Genomic DNA, 13,420 nt, shown 5'->3' on the forward strand with positions numbered 1-13,420 from the left:
ATTGCTTCAACCGTGATTCTTGCCGAGCAGCGCGTGATAAAGCTCGGTATCCCCAAGAATCCCCACCACCCGGTCGTTATCCTGCAACACCAGCTTGTTGCCCGTCTGATAACGAATCTGCAGCGCCTCGCGCATGCCGATGTCGGCGTGCACCACGGTCGGCCTGCGTTCCAGCAGCTCCACATCCTGCCCCGGTGCCCAGTTCTGCATGTCCAGCCCGTTCTGGCCCTGGCGCGCACGCTTGAGCGCGCCTCCTTCGCCCAGGTCCAGCCACGAGTCGATACCCGGGTCCAGACACACCGAGCCATTGACCCGCTTGCAGTTGTCCAGGCTGCGCATCAGGCTGCGGCCGCACAGCACGTTCAGCGGGTTGGTGTGGGCAACGAAGGTACGCACATACTCGTCGGCCGGGTTGAGCACGATCTCTTCCGGCTTGCTGTACTGGATGATCCGCCCATCCTTCATGATCGCAATGCGGGTGCCCAACTTCAGCGCTTCGTCCAGGTCGTGGCTGACGAACACGATGGTCTTGCTCAGCTTGGCTTGCAGGCCCAGCAGTTCGTCCTGCAAGCCCTGGCGGATCAGTGGGTCGAGGGCCGAGAACGGTTCGTCCATCAGCAGGATGTCGGCATCCATCGCCAGCGCCCGGGCCAGGCCCACACGCTGTTGCATGCCACCAGACAGCTCGTCCGGCTTCTTGTTACGCCACTGGGTCAGGCCCACCAGCTCAAGCTTCTCGTCGACCAGCTTGCGCCGCTCTTTTTCCGGACGGCCCTGCATTTCCAGGCCAAAGCTGATGTTCTCGCGCACCGTCAGCCAGGGCATCAGGGCGAATTTCTGGAACACCATGGCAATGCGCTTGGTGCGCATCATCTTCAGCTCGGCCGGGGTGCAGTGGGCAATGTCGATGTGCTTGCCTTCGTGCTCGACGAACAACTTGCCGCGGCTGACGGTGTTCAGGCCGTTGATGCAGCGCAGCAGGCTCGACTTGCCCGAACCGGACAGGCCCATCAACACGCAGATCTCGCCCTTGTTGATATCCAGGTTGGCCTTTTCGACGCCCACCACCAGGCCTGTCTGCTTGAGGATCTGCTCGCGAGTCTTGCCTTGGTCCAGCAGCGACAGCGCCTCGCGTGGCTTGTTGGAGAAGATGACGTCGACGTCTTCGAAACGAATGATGCTCATGCCTCACCCCTTACCGGCAGTTCCGGTTGCTTGCAGATACGGTCGAGCATGATCGCCAGCAGCACGATCGCCAGGCCCGCTTCGAAGCCCAGGGAGATATCGGCGGTGTTCAGTGCGTTGACCACAGGTTTGCCCAAGCCGTCAGCGCCGACCAGGGCGGCAATGACCACCATCGACAGCGACAGCATGATGCACTGGGTGACGCCGGCGGCGATGCTTGGCATCGCGTGCGGCAGTTCGATGCGGGTGAGCAACTGGCGACGGGAGCAGCCGAAGGCCTTGCCGGCGTCCATCAGCTCTTGGGGCACGTCGCAGATGCCCAGGTAGGTCAGGCGGATAGGCGCGGCGATGGCGAACACCACCGTAGAGATCAGCCCCGGCACCACGCCCAGGCCGAACAGGGTCAGGGTGGGGATCAGGTAAACGAAGGTCGGCACCGTCTGCATCAAGTCCAGTACCGGCCGCATGGCGGTATAGAACATCGGTTTATGCGCGGCAAGGATGCCCAGCGGCACGCCGATCACCACGCACACCACCGTGGCGAAGGTCACCTGCGCCAGGGTTTCCATGGTTTCCTGCCAGTAACCCAGGTTGAGGATCAGCAGGAACGACAGGGCAACGAACACGGTCAGCGCCCATTTGCGCTGGATCAGATGCGCGAGGGCGGCAAACAGGGCAATCAGGACGAATGGGTTGAACCAGGTCAGGGCACTGGTGACACCATGAATCATGAATTCCAGGCCTTGGGCGATAGCATCGAAATAGTTGGCGCCGTTCTGGGTCAACCACTCGACAAATGAGGCGATGTACTGCCCCAGGGGTATTTTCTGATCGATAAGCATGATAGCGAGCTTCCACCTGCATAGATTGAAATCAACCCGGGGCAGGCACGGTCCTGCCCCGAGGTAGCGCTATTGCGAATTTCGTTATTGCGTGAGCTTGGCCTTGGCCGCCTCAAGGCCCGGTTTGCCATCCACGGTGGTCACGCCGGCCAGCCAGGCATCCAGCTTGCCCGGGTTGTCCTTGAGCCATTTCTTGGCGGCGGCCTCGGGTTTCATCTTGTCGTCCAGGACATAGCCCATCATGGTGCTTTCATCCTTGAGCTCGAACGACAGGTTCTTCAACAGCTGGCCAACGTTGCTGCATTCCTGTGCATAGCCCTTGCGGGTATTGGTCAACACGGTTGCCTTGCCGAAGTCGGGGCCGAAGAACTCGTCCCCGCCGGTCAGGTACTGCATCTTGAAACGGGTGTTCATCGGGTGCGGTTCCCAGCCCAGGAACACCAGGGCCTCGCCGCGTTTCTGCGCGCGGTCGACCTGCGACAGCATGCCGGCCTCGCTCGATTGCACGATCTTGAAACCGGCGTCTTTCAGGCCGAAGGCGTTCTTGTCGATCATGCTCTGGATGGTGCGGTTGCCATCGTTGCCGGGCTCGATGCCGTAGATCTTGCTGTCCAGTTCCTTCTTGAACTTGGGAATGTCGGCGAAATCTTTCAGGCCCTTGTCGTACAGCGCCTGGGGCACGGCCAAGGTGTACTTGGCGTTTTCCAGGTTGGCGCGCACCGTTTCTACGGTGCCGGCATCGCGGTACTGCTTGATGTCGTTCTCCATGGTCGGCATCCAGTTGCCGAGAAACACGTCCAGGTCCTTGCCGGTGGCCAGCGACTTGTAGGTCACCGGTACCGAGATCATGGTGGTGTGGGTTTTGTAACCCAGTGCTTCAAGCACAACGCTGGTGGTCGCGGTCGTGACTGTGATGTCAGTCCAGCCGACATCGGAGAAACGTACCGTCTGACACTGCTCGGGCTCGGCGGCCTGGGCCAGCAAAGGCGCGGACAGCAACGCAACCAGCAACAGCGAGGGTGAACCTTTCATGGATGGACTCCTGTGATTTTGTCTTCGGGTTCGCGTGGGTCGCCGGGCGTTCTGAGGGTCCGGTCGACCAGGCCTGCAGAGGGCAGGATGCGTGGCCGTGCTTTACGAGTCGCTTTCGATAATCCTCCAGCGCCGGGCAATCGCCTACTGGTAGGGTCGTATCCAGTACGGAACGGGTCGTATCCAGTAAGGGCGATGTCGCTTATGGATTTATCCACCCCCTCGGCCGCATTTTTGCGTCACCAGGCCGCCGGAAAGCGGCGTGGCGAGGGCCACTTCCCACACAAAAACAGCGCGGCGCTGCTGGACAAAAGTACGTCGGTTGCAGACGGCGAGGGGTGCGGTAAAAGCCCGATGATGCTGGCATTCAAGGCGGCCCGCTGTTTGAGCCTAGCAGCTGCCCCGCCCTGCGCATGGCGCGCAGAGACAAGCCCAGCAAGAGGTGATTCGACAATGGCCATCAGCGTGTTCGACCTGTTCAAGATCGGTGTCGGGCCCTCCAGCTCCCACACCGTCGGCCCCATGCGTGCTGGCGCCCTGTTCGTTCAGGGCCTGCGCGAACGCGGCGAGCTGGAACGTGTAAAACGGATCGAAGTGCGCCTGTACGGCTCGCTGTCGGCCACCGGCATCGGTCACGGCACCGACAACGCCACGGTCATGGGGCTGATGGGCGAGTGGCCCGACGCCATTGACCCGACCCAGATCGTGCCGCGTATCGCCGACCTGCGCGAAACCAACATCTTGCAGCTGGATAGCCGCCTGCCCATCGAGTTCGTCTGGGCCCGCGACATGCTGCTGTTGGACGAGAACCTGCCGTATCACCCCAACGCCATGACCCTGATTGCCGAAGGCGAGCAAGGCGAGTTGCACCGCGACACTTACTACTCGGTGGGTGGCGGCTTTGTGGTCGATGCCGCCCAGGCCGCCAGCGGTGTGCTGGATGCCGACCAAACGGTGCTGCCGTACGACTTCAACAGCGCTGCCGAACTGCTGCGCCTGTGCAAGCAAAACGACCTCAGCGTGTCGCAATTGATGATGGCCAACGAGAAGGTCTGGCGCAGCGAGGAAGAAATCCGCGCTGGCCTGTACAAGCTCTGGGAAGCCATGCAGGAATGCGTCAACAACGGCCTTAAATACGAGGGCACGCTGCCCGGCGGGCTGAACGTGCGCCGCCGCGCCGCCAAGCTGCACCGCAGCCTGCAGGAGATCGGCAAGCCTAACGTGATCGGCTCGACGATGAGCGCCATGGAGTGGGTGAACCTGTTCGCCCTGGCGGTCAACGAAGAGAACGCCGCCGGCGGGCGCATGGTTACCGCGCCCACCAATGGCGCGGCCGGCATCATCCCGGCCGTGTTGCACTACTACATGCGCTTCAGCGATGAGGTGAACGAGTCCAGCGTGGTCGACTACTTCCTGGCTGCCGCCGCCGTGGGCATCCTGTGCAAGAAGAACGCGTCGATTTCTGGTGCCGAGGTGGGTTGCCAGGGCGAGGTTGGCTCCGCTTGCGCCATGGCCGCTGCTGGCTTGGCCGAAGTGCTTGGCGCCACCCCGCCACAGGTGGAAAACGCCGCTGAAATCGCCCTGGAGCACAACCTTGGCCTGACTTGCGACCCGGTCGGCGGGTTGGTACAGGTGCCGTGCATCGAGCGCAATGCGATTGCGGCAGTAAAGGCCATCAACGCAGTGCAGATGGCCCTGCGCGGTGACGGCGAACACTTTATCTCCCTCGATCAGGTGATCCGCACCATGCGCGACACCGGCGCCGATATGCACGACAAGTACAAAGAGACCTCGCGCGGTGGCCTGGCGGTCAGCGCTATCGAATGCTGATTGCTTGATCCGCCCTCAAGGGCCCCTTCGCGGGTAAACCCGCTCCCACAGGTACTGCATTGCCCTCACAGGTGATGCTGTACCTGTGGGAGCGGGTTTACCCGCGAAGGGGCCCTTGAGGTTAATGCAGGTGCAACTTGATCACCTATGCTCCCTGATGGTGCAAGCGACGCCTACCGATCGTCGGGTGTCGTTATCAGTGCCTGTATTGTCGGTGACACTCAAGAGTGTCGTTTCTGGGCAACCTACACTGTGCGTGTCACCAAATTGCTCAGCCGTTACACGCACGGCGCCTAGCACGCCCGTTTGCGTACACCAGGCCAACTCGATCAAAGCACCTGATTTGCCGAGCAAAGGCGTCGTTTTCAGGTTTTTTTGTACAGCCGTTCAATTTCAGGCACGGCGTTTGCGTTGAGATTGGCAACCAAGCCCCAGCACATGAACCGGGGCCATAACAAGAAATCAGTGCCCGCCTGAGGCACGCCCTGCATTTGTGTGAGGAGAAATCGCGATGACGTCGTACACCTCCGGGAACCCAACCCAGAACCGCACAGCACCCCAGTCCATCGGGTTTCTTCTATTGGACAATTTCACCCTGATTTCCCTGGCGTCGGCCGTGGAGCCGCTGCGCATGGCCAACCAGCTGTCCGGTCGCGAGCTGTACCGCTGGCACACCCTGACCGTCGATGGCGGCCAGGTGTGGGCCAGCGATGGCCTGCAGATCACCCCGGACGCTGCAATCAACAATGCACCGCCTATCGATACCGTGATTGTCTGCGGTGGTGTTGGCATTCAGCGTTCGGTCACCCGCGAACACGTTACCTGGCTGCAATCTCAGGCGCGCCAGTCGCGCCGTCTGGGCGCGGTGTGTACCGGCAGCTGGGCACTGGCCTGTGCCGGTCTGCTCGACGGCTTCGATTGCAGCGTGCACTGGGAATGCCTGGCCGCGATGCAGGAGGCCTTCCCGCGGGTAAACATGAGCACCCGCCTGTTCACCCTCGACCGCAACCGCTTCACCAGCTCTGGCGGCACCGCGCCGCTGGACATGATGCTGCACCTGATCAGCCGCGACCATGGCCGCGAACTGTCGGCGGCCATCTCCGAGATGTTCGTCTACGAGCGCATCCGCAACGAGCAGGACCACCAGCGTGTGCCGCTCAAGCACATGCTCGGCACCAACCAGCCGAAGCTGCAGGAAATCGTCGCGCTCATGGAGGCCAACCTCGAAGAGCCGATCGACCTGGACGAGCTGGCGGTGTATGTGTCGGTTTCGCGTCGGCAGCTTGAGCGGCTGTTCCAGAAGTACCTGCATTGCTCGCCATCGCGTTACTACCTGAAGCTGCGCCTGATCCGCGCGCGGCAGTTGCTTAAACAGACGCCCATGTCGATCATCGAAGTGGCGTCGGTGTGCGGCTTTGTGTCCACACCGCACTTCTCCAAGTGCTACCGCGAGTACTTCGGCATTCCGCCGCGTGACGAGCGCGTGGGCTCCAATACCGCGCAGCAGGTGGCGATGATGCCGATTCCGCAGGCCATGACCCTGTCGCCGCACAGCGGGCCGATGGCGGCCCTGAGCCAGGCGCGCAACGAGTCGACGTTTGCCAGTGTAAGGCTCTGAAACAGCACTGGCCTCTTCGCGGGCAAGCCCGCTCCCAGAGGTACTGCACCGGATTCAAAAGCGGTGCGATACCTGTGGGAGCGGGCTTGCCCGCGAAGAGGCCAGTACAGGAAAAATCAGTTAAGCGCGTTTGTTGAATTGCGCCAGCGCTGGTAACAGCTGTTTGTCGATCGCCTGGCGCACCGCCGGCAGGATGGTCGCGCTACCTGTATACATCTGCTCCACCATCCCCTTCAGCGCCCGAGCATTAGGCTCGGTCAGCCCACGTACCACCGCTTCGCAGGCCTGCTCGGCACTGGCCCCGGCCGGAATCTCGAACCCGCGTGCGCGCAGGTGGCCTGCCAGGTCGTCTTGATCAATCAAATCCGCATGCATCATGGCTGTTGTCCCTTTTATCGCTAAGAGAGTGCTGCTGTGATTTACGACCGATTCTGTGACGCCCGCGACATACCCGCAACAACAAGATGTCGGCATGGCTGCTTTGGCTAAGAACAGGTCGTTTACGGCTAAATCCGCCCCGCGGGAACTGCGCACACTCAAGCCATCTACAGCAACCGAGGGTTTGGTCACCCTCATTCATGCACAGTGGATGTTGCTCGCTCTTGGCCCCGGATGCTCACGGCTTTCCGGGGTTATTTTTTTGGAAGGCCGATCACACGGCCTACATGAACGGGCGCTTGAAGTTGACGCTGTTCGTCCATCAGCCCCTGCAGTAACCCAGCGCTGTTCTCGCTGAACGGCACCGACTTCGGCCCTGCCAGGTCCACATGCAACAGCATTTGCTCACTGGCCGCCAGCACCTCGTCAAACCCAGCCCGGTGCAGGCTGTGGTAGACATGCAGGCGCTTGTGATCAAAACCGATGATCTGCGTCTGCACCCACACCTCGGTACCCAGCTTCACTTCATGCAGGTAGTTGATGTGCGCCTCCAGGGTGAACAGCGAGTTGCCGCTCTGCCCACGGCTGTCGGCGTCCAGGCCGATGCGCTCCATCAGCGCATCGGTGGCGTAGCTGAAGATCAGCAGGTAGAAGGCATCGCGCAGATGCCCGTTGTAGTCGACCCAGTCCTCCTGGACTGGGGTGCGGTAGGTAATCAGTGCGGGCATCGTGGCCTCCTCAATCGCTGAACGACATGCCGTGCTTTTCTTTACTGGTCTTCACCGCTTCCAGCACCGCCAGCAGGGTGTCATCACGATAGCGCTCCAGCGCGGCGATGCTGCGTTCGCCCAGTTGTGCCGAGGTGCCGTCCACCACATCGTCGATCAGCTTGTCGGTCAGCTCCGGTGCTGGCAGGTAGGTCCAGGGCAGTTTCAGCGCCGGGCCGAACTGCGACATGAAGTGGCGCATGCCGGCATCGCCACCTGCCAGGGTGTAGGTGAGGAAGGTGCCCATGAACGACCAGCGCAGCCCGGCACCGAAGCGGATGGCATCGTCGATCTCGCCGGTGGTCGCCACACCGTCATTGACCAGATGCAGGGCCTCGCGCCAGAGCGCTTCGAGCAGGCGGTCGGCAATGAAGCCTGGCACTTCCTTGCGCACATGCAGCGGACGCATACCCAGGGCGGTGTAGATCGTCTTTGCCGCCTCGATGGCTTCAGGCGCGGTGCGGCTGCCGCCGACTATTTCGACCAGCGGCAGCAGGTACACCGGGTTGAACGGGTGGCCGACCACGCAGCGTTCGGGGTGGGTGGAAGACTCATAGAATTCGCTGGGCAACAGGCCTGAGGTACTGGAGCCAATGATGGCCTCAGGCTTGGCAGCGGCGCTGATCTTCGCGTGGAGGTCGAGCTTGAGGTCCAGCCGCTCTGGCGCGCTTTCCTGAATGAAATCGGCGTCGCGCACGCATTCTTCGATGGTGGCAACAAACCTCAGGCGGTCTTGTGATGCACCGGCCACCAGGCCCTGTTTCTCAAGCGCCGGCCAGGCATTGGCAATACGCTTGCGCAGTGCCTGTTCGGCGCCGGGCGCCGGGTCCCAGGCGACCACGTCCAGGCCGTGGGCCAAGGCGCGGGCGACCCAGCCGCTGCCGATCACGCCGCTACCCAGGGCGGCGAAGGTCTTGATCTCGGTGATGAAGGGCATGCGAATTCTCCTGATGGTTTCAGCGGCGCTTGAGGTTCATTTTTTCCCGGCCTTCGGCTGGGGTCAGTACACGGGCGCCAAGGCGCGAGATGATCTCCACTGCGCGCTCGACCAACTGGCCGTTGCTGGCCAGCACGCCACGGTCCAGGTAGAGGTTGTCTTCCAGGCCCACCCGCACGTTGCCGCCCAGCAGCACGGCCTGGGCCGCCATCGGCATTTGCATGCGGCCGATGCCGAAGCCGGCCCAGGTGACGTTGGCTGGCAGGTTGTCGACCATGGCTTTCATGGTGGTGGTGTCGGCCGGGGCACCCCACGGGATGCCCAGGCACAGCTGGAACAGCGGGTCGTCCAGCAGGCCCTCTTTCATCATCTGCTTGGCGAACCACAGGTGGCCGGTGTCGAAAATTTCCAGCTCGGCTTTCACGCCCAGTTCGGTGATGCGTTTGGCTCCAGCGCGCAGTTGCGCCGGGGTGGAAACGTAGATCGAGTTGCCGTCGCCGAAGTTGAGCGTGCCGCAGTCGAGGGTGCAGATTTCCGGCAGCAGTGCCTCGACATGGGCCAGGCGTTCCAGCGGGCCGATCAGGTCGGTGCCAGGGCCGAACTCCAGGGGCGTTTCGCCGGGGCCGATTTCCAGGTCGCCGCCCATGCCGGCGGTGAGGTTGACGATGATGTCCACGTCGGCTTCGCGGATGCGTTCCATCACTTCGCGGTACAGCGCCACATCGCGGCTGAAACGGCCAGTTTGCGGGTCGCGGACGTGGCAGTGGACCACGGTGGCGCCGGCTTTGGCGGCTTCGACGGCGGCTTCGGCGATCTGTTTGGGGGTGACCGGGACCAGGTGGCTTTTCGAGGCGGTGTCGCCGGCGCCGGTGAGGGCACAGGTGATGATGACGTCGTGGTTCATGGTGCGGTTCCTTGTGGTGTCTGTGCTGGCCTTTTCGCGGGTGAACCCGCTCCCACAGGGGGCCGTATGGCCCCTGGCATATGCTTAACCTGTGGGAGCGGGTTTACCCGCGAATAGGACGGATCAGTTGGCGGTAAGCTTGAGGTTGTCCGCAGCCGGCTTGCCGTCGAAGGTGGTCACACCCTCAAGCCAGCGGGCCTTGTCCTCGGGGTGGTCCTTGAGCCACTGGCGGGCCGATTCCAGTGCATCCTTGTGGTCGAGCAGCGGCTGCATCATGCGGCTCTCGTCCTCGGCGCTGAAGTTCAGGTTGGCCAGCAGGCGGTGGGCGTTGGGGCAGCGTTCGGCGTAGTCCGGTGCGGTGACCGTCCATACCGTCGCGCGGCCTTCGTCCGGGCCGAGCGCATCCTGGCTCTCGCCCAGATAGGCCATGTCGATGTTCACGTTCATCGGGTGCGGCGCCCAGCCGAAGAACACCACGGCCTCGTTGCGGCGCACGGCGCGGTCGACGGCGGCGAGCATGCCGGCCTCGCTGGACTCGACCAGCTGGAACTTGCCCAGGTCGAACTGGTTCTTGGTGATCATTGCCTTGATCTGGGTGTTGGCGCCGGAGCCTGGCTCGATGCCATAGATCTTGCCGCCCAGCTCTTTCTCGAACGTGTGGATGTCGGCGAAGGTCTTCAAACCCTTGTCGTAGAGGTATTTCGGCACGGCCAGGGTGGCGCGGGCGTCCTCCAGGCTTGGCTTGTCCAGCACCTTGACCTGGTTGGCGTCGATGAACGGGGTGATGGTCTGGGTCATGATCGGGTTCCAGTAACCCAGGAACATGTCCAGGCGTTTGTCGCGGATGCCGGCGAAGATGATCTGCTGCGAGGCGCTGGTCTGCTTGGTCTGGTAGCCCAGTCCATCGAGCAGCACCTGCGCCATGGCGCTGGTGGCGATGACGTCGGTCCAGTTGACCACGCCCAGGCGGACGTTCTTGCAGGCCGCAGGTTCGGCGGCGTAAAGCGGGGAGGTGGCGATGCTGCTCAGGGCAAGGGTCAACAGGCTGCGGCGGATCAAGCTGTGCATGGTGGCTCTCCATCGGCAGTGCATATTGTTATGGGGTTCCGACCTCTCTGGGCCGTGTGAACACGCTACGCTGCTGAAAGGGTGAAAAATCGCACCCTGGCGACCAACACTTGCACGGAGGCGACCACCTTTGCCGTGGAGCATGCAATGCCGCAAAACATTCATTTCCTGCTGTTGCCCGGGTTCTCGGCCATGGGTTTCATCAGTGCCCTGGAGCCACTGCGGGTGGCCAACCGTTTCAAGGGGCCGTCGTATCGTTGGCAGGTACTGAGCCTGGATGGTGGGGCGGTGCAGGCCAGCAACGGTATGTCGGTGAACGCCGATGCGGCGTTGGCGGCGGGGGAGCCTGCCGGCATTTTGCTGATCGTGGCTGGCTTCGATCCGCTGGCCTGTTACGGGCCAGCGCTACAGCAGGTGCTACGCCGTCTGGACCATGACGGAGTGATTCTGGGTGGCATCGATACCGGTGCCGTGGTGCTGGCTGAGGCCGGCTTGCTCGACGGCCACCGCGCCACCGTGCACTGGGAGGCGCTGGAAGCGTTCAAGGAAAACTACCCGAGCTTGCAGGCGACCCAGGAGTTGTTCGAGATCGACCGGCGGCGCATCACCTGCGCGGGCGGCACGGCTTCGATCGACCTGATGCTCGACCTGATTGCGCAAGCCCACGGCAGTGAGCTGGCGGTACAGGTGTCGGAGCAGTTCGTGCTCGGGCGTATCCGCCAGCGACAGGACCACCAGCGCATGCAGATCGCCAGCCGCTATGGCATCAGCAACAAGAAGCTGGTGAAGGTGATTGGTGAAATGGAGCGCAACACCGAACAGCCGCTTAACACCCAGGTGCTGGCTGAGGCGGTGCAGGTGACCCGGCGGCAGCTGGAGCGGTTGTTTCGCGTGCACCTGGACGACACGCCAAGCGGGTTCTATCTGCGACTGCGGCTGGACAAGGCGCGGCAGTTGTTGCGCCAGACCGACATGAGTGTGCTGGAGGTGGGGGTGGCGTGCGGGTTCGAGTCGGCTTCGTACTTTACCCGCTGTTACCGGGCCAGGTATCAGCGTTGCCCGCGGGAGGACAGGTTGGCCAGGGCAGTTTAATTTCCTCCTGAACTGGCCCTAAGGCCAGTTCAGGAAAGCGGGATTTCACTGTTGACCAATGCTCTGCAAATACTCCGACCGGTCATCACTGCGCTGCGCCACGCAGGTATCCCAAGCCGCCTCGAACGCCTTGCTCCCCTGCTTCTCTGCATAGGTCTCGACCTTGCAATCCGCATCGCGCAGCTGCGTCCACAGCTTCTCGGCTGCATCCATGCGCCCGATCAGGGCGGTGGCCTGGTCGCCTTCGTCGGCATACTGGTCGCGAATACGCTGGATCAAGTCATCGTACGCCGCTTTCAGCTCACGCTCGGCAGTCTGCTTGTTGAACGCAGCGCAGGCGTAGGTTTGCTGGTCGGTCTCGACGTTGTCGCACGGGGTGCTTTCTTCCTCGCCGGCCTGGGCGCCCGATACGACAGCCAGCAGTACCAGCCATGCCAATGATTTCATCCGTTTTCTCCTCAACAGGCTGACGAATCGCAGGGATTCTCGCTCAGCCGAGCGCAAGGCGGTAGCTCTCTGACGAAATGTTCATAAAGCAGCCAGAAACGTCGTTATCGAGACTGTCTCTCATTGCCAGGCAGCGTGCCAGAGGGCGTGTTGTCGCGCATTGACGCTTTCGGCAAACCCCCTGTCGTTTTTGCATCGGGGCGTCGTTGGGCACAGGCATATGCTGGCCCCAAAGCGCCGGCAGAAGGTTTGGCGCGACCCAACTCAATAAAAGGGGACAGCCTGATGAGCCCAGCCGAACTTCACGCCGACAGCATCGTCATCGATGGCCTGATCATTGCCAAATGGAACCGCGAGCTGTTCGAGGACATGCGCAAAGGCGGGCTGACTGCGGCCAACTGCACGGTGTCGGTCTGGGAAGGTTTCAAGGCCACTGTCGACCAGATCGCCGCCAGCCAGAAGCTCATCCGCGACAACGGCGACCTGGTCATGCCGGTGCGCACCACCGCCGACATCCGCAAGGCCAAGGAACTGGGCAAGACCGGCATCCTCTTCGGCTTCCAGAACGCCCATGCCTTCGAAGACCAGATCGCCTATGTGGACGTGTTCAAGCAGCTGGGCGTGGGCATCGTGCAGATGTGCTACAACACCCAGAACCTGGTGGGCACCGGTTGCTACGAGCGTGACGGCGGCCTGTCGGGCTTCGGCCGCGAGATCGTGGCGGAAATGAACCGCGTCGGCATCATGTGCGACCTGTCCCACGTCGGCTCCAAGACTTCCGAAGAAGTCATCCTCGAATCGAAAAAACCGGTGTGCTACTCGCACTGCCTGCCCTCGGGCCTCAAAGAACACCCGCGCAACAAGTCGGATGAAGAGCTGAAGTTCATCGCCGACCACGGCGGCTTCGTCGGGGTGACCATGTTCGCGCCGTTCCTGGCCAAGGGCATCGACTCCACCATCGACGACTACGCCGAAGCCATCGAGTACACCATGAACATCGTCGGTGAAGACGCCATCGGTATCGGTACCGACTTCACTCAGGGCCACGGCCAGGACTTCTTCGAGTACCTGACCCACGACAAGGGTTACGCCCGTCGCCTGACCAACTTCGGCAAGATCATCAACCCGCTCGGCATCCGCACTGTCGGCGAGTTCCCCAACCTCACCGAAACCCTGCTCAAGCGCGGCCATTCCGAGCGCGTGGTACGCAAGATCATGGGCGAGAACTGGGTCAACGTCCTCAAGGACGTCTGGGGCGAGTAAGCCGCTCTCCAAGCCTGATAGCCCCTGCCAGCAACGCCGGGGCACCCACATAAAAAA

General features: G+C 62.2%; 13 protein-coding genes. 4 read left to right on the forward strand and 9 right to left on the reverse strand.

What is annotated here, in order from left to right; genetic code table 11:
* Nucleotides 1-6 precede the first annotated feature (6 nt).
* The 3 genes from choV to QQL85_RS18785 form a co-directional block, all read right to left on the reverse strand.
* The gene (choV, locus tag QQL85_RS18775) at nt 7-1,185 is read right to left on the reverse strand and encodes a choline ABC transporter ATP-binding protein (RefSeq protein ID WP_019471303.1); all 1,179 of its coding nucleotides are present in this window, start codon (nt 1,183-1,185) and stop codon (nt 7-9) included.
* On the reverse strand, nt 1,182-2,030 hold the full coding sequence (choW, locus tag QQL85_RS18780; protein ID WP_174244689.1) for a choline ABC transporter permease subunit: 849 nt from the start codon (nt 2,028-2,030) through the stop codon (nt 1,182-1,184). The genes choV and choW overlap by 4 nt, the downstream gene beginning before the upstream one ends.
* Before the next feature lie 81 nt (nt 2,031-2,111).
* Nucleotides 2,112-3,059: a choline ABC transporter substrate-binding protein gene (locus QQL85_RS18785; protein WP_284355430.1), complete on the reverse strand. Its 948-nt coding sequence runs from the start codon at nt 3,057-3,059 to the stop codon at nt 2,112-2,114.
* 453 nt (nt 3,060-3,512) lie between these two features.
* Between QQL85_RS18785 and QQL85_RS18790 the strand changes: the two genes are divergently transcribed.
* Both QQL85_RS18790 and QQL85_RS18795 read left to right on the forward strand, forming a co-directional pair.
* The gene (locus QQL85_RS18790) at nt 3,513-4,889 is read left to right on the forward strand and encodes an L-serine ammonia-lyase (protein ID WP_284355431.1); all 1,377 of its coding nucleotides are present in this window, start codon (nt 3,513-3,515) and stop codon (nt 4,887-4,889) included.
* Between the two features lie 511 nt (nt 4,890-5,400).
* Nucleotides 5,401-6,507 carry a GlxA family transcriptional regulator gene (locus QQL85_RS18795; RefSeq protein WP_264387346.1) on the forward strand — a complete coding sequence of 369 codons (1,107 nt, stop codon included), beginning with the start codon at nt 5,401-5,403 and terminating at the stop codon, nt 6,505-6,507.
* Between the two features lie 120 nt (nt 6,508-6,627).
* Here the strand turns inward: QQL85_RS18795 and QQL85_RS18800 are convergent, their stop codons facing one another.
* From QQL85_RS18800 to choX, 5 genes are all read right to left on the reverse strand, one after another.
* On the reverse strand, nt 6,628-6,885 hold the full coding sequence (locus QQL85_RS18800) for a hypothetical protein (RefSeq protein WP_012270100.1): 258 nt from the start codon (nt 6,883-6,885) through the stop codon (nt 6,628-6,630).
* A gap of 254 nt (nt 6,886-7,139) precedes the next feature.
* On the reverse strand, nt 7,140-7,613 hold the full coding sequence (locus QQL85_RS18805; protein WP_284355432.1) for a thioesterase family protein: 474 nt from the start codon (nt 7,611-7,613) through the stop codon (nt 7,140-7,142).
* Between the two features lie 10 nt (nt 7,614-7,623).
* On the reverse strand, nt 7,624-8,589 hold the full coding sequence (locus QQL85_RS18810; protein WP_284355433.1) for an L-carnitine dehydrogenase: 966 nt from the start codon (nt 8,587-8,589) through the stop codon (nt 7,624-7,626).
* Between the two features lie 19 nt (nt 8,590-8,608).
* Nucleotides 8,609-9,493 carry a 3-keto-5-aminohexanoate cleavage protein gene (locus QQL85_RS18815; protein ID WP_060499148.1) on the reverse strand — a complete coding sequence of 295 codons (885 nt, stop codon included), beginning with the start codon at nt 9,491-9,493 and terminating at the stop codon, nt 8,609-8,611.
* 123 nt (nt 9,494-9,616) lie between these two features.
* Nucleotides 9,617-10,561, reverse strand: coding sequence for a choline ABC transporter substrate-binding protein (gene choX, locus QQL85_RS18820; RefSeq protein ID WP_284355434.1), 945 nt, complete (start codon nt 10,559-10,561; stop codon nt 9,617-9,619).
* A 147-nt stretch (nt 10,562-10,708) separates the two neighbouring features.
* Here choX and QQL85_RS18825 point away from each other — a divergent pair, with 147 nt between their 5' ends.
* On the forward strand, nt 10,709-11,653 hold the full coding sequence (locus QQL85_RS18825; protein ID WP_284355435.1) for a GlxA family transcriptional regulator: 945 nt from the start codon (nt 10,709-10,711) through the stop codon (nt 11,651-11,653).
* A gap of 45 nt (nt 11,654-11,698) precedes the next feature.
* Here the strand turns inward: QQL85_RS18825 and QQL85_RS18830 are convergent, their stop codons facing one another.
* The gene (locus QQL85_RS18830; RefSeq protein WP_284355436.1) at nt 11,699-12,100 is read right to left on the reverse strand and encodes a lysozyme inhibitor LprI family protein; all 402 of its coding nucleotides are present in this window, start codon (nt 12,098-12,100) and stop codon (nt 11,699-11,701) included.
* Nucleotides 12,101-12,385: 285 nt separating this feature from the next.
* Here QQL85_RS18830 and QQL85_RS18835 point away from each other — a divergent pair, with 285 nt between their 5' ends.
* The gene (locus tag QQL85_RS18835; protein WP_033703163.1) at nt 12,386-13,363 is read left to right on the forward strand and encodes a dipeptidase; all 978 of its coding nucleotides are present in this window, start codon (nt 12,386-12,388) and stop codon (nt 13,361-13,363) included.
* The last annotated feature ends 57 nt before the right edge of the window (nt 13,364-13,420 follow it).

It is taken from the genome of Pseudomonas putida (assembly GCF_030159595.1).
Lineage (GTDB): Bacteria > Pseudomonadota > Gammaproteobacteria > Pseudomonadales > Pseudomonadaceae > Aquipseudomonas > Aquipseudomonas putida_AC.

Coding starts and splice junctions, on each gene's coding strand:
- choV (WP_019471303.1), bottom strand. CDS start 1,185: ATGAGCATCATTCGTTTCGAAGACGTCGACGTCATCTTCTCCAACAAG.
- QQL85_RS18785 (WP_284355430.1), bottom strand. CDS start 3,059: ATGAAAGGTTCACCCTCGCTGTTGCTGGTTGCGTTGCTGTCCGCGCCT.
- QQL85_RS18790 (WP_284355431.1), top strand. CDS start 3,513: ATGGCCATCAGCGTGTTCGACCTGTTCAAGATCGGTGTCGGGCCCTCC.
- QQL85_RS18795 (WP_264387346.1), top strand. CDS start 5,401: ATGACGTCGTACACCTCCGGGAACCCAACCCAGAACCGCACAGCACCC.
- QQL85_RS18800 (WP_012270100.1), bottom strand. CDS start 6,885: ATGATGCATGCGGATTTGATTGATCAAGACGACCTGGCAGGCCACCTG.
- QQL85_RS18805 (WP_284355432.1), bottom strand. CDS start 7,613: ATGCCCGCACTGATTACCTACCGCACCCCAGTCCAGGAGGACTGGGTC.
- QQL85_RS18810 (WP_284355433.1), bottom strand. CDS start 8,589: ATGCCCTTCATCACCGAGATCAAGACCTTCGCCGCCCTGGGTAGCGGC.
- QQL85_RS18815 (WP_060499148.1), bottom strand. CDS start 9,493: ATGAACCACGACGTCATCATCACCTGTGCCCTCACCGGCGCCGGCGAC.
- choX (WP_284355434.1), bottom strand. CDS start 10,561: ATGCACAGCTTGATCCGCCGCAGCCTGTTGACCCTTGCCCTGAGCAGC.
- QQL85_RS18825 (WP_284355435.1), top strand. CDS start 10,709: ATGCCGCAAAACATTCATTTCCTGCTGTTGCCCGGGTTCTCGGCCATG.
- QQL85_RS18830 (WP_284355436.1), bottom strand. CDS start 12,100: ATGAAATCATTGGCATGGCTGGTACTGCTGGCTGTCGTATCGGGCGCC.
- QQL85_RS18835 (WP_033703163.1), top strand. CDS start 12,386: ATGAGCCCAGCCGAACTTCACGCCGACAGCATCGTCATCGATGGCCTG.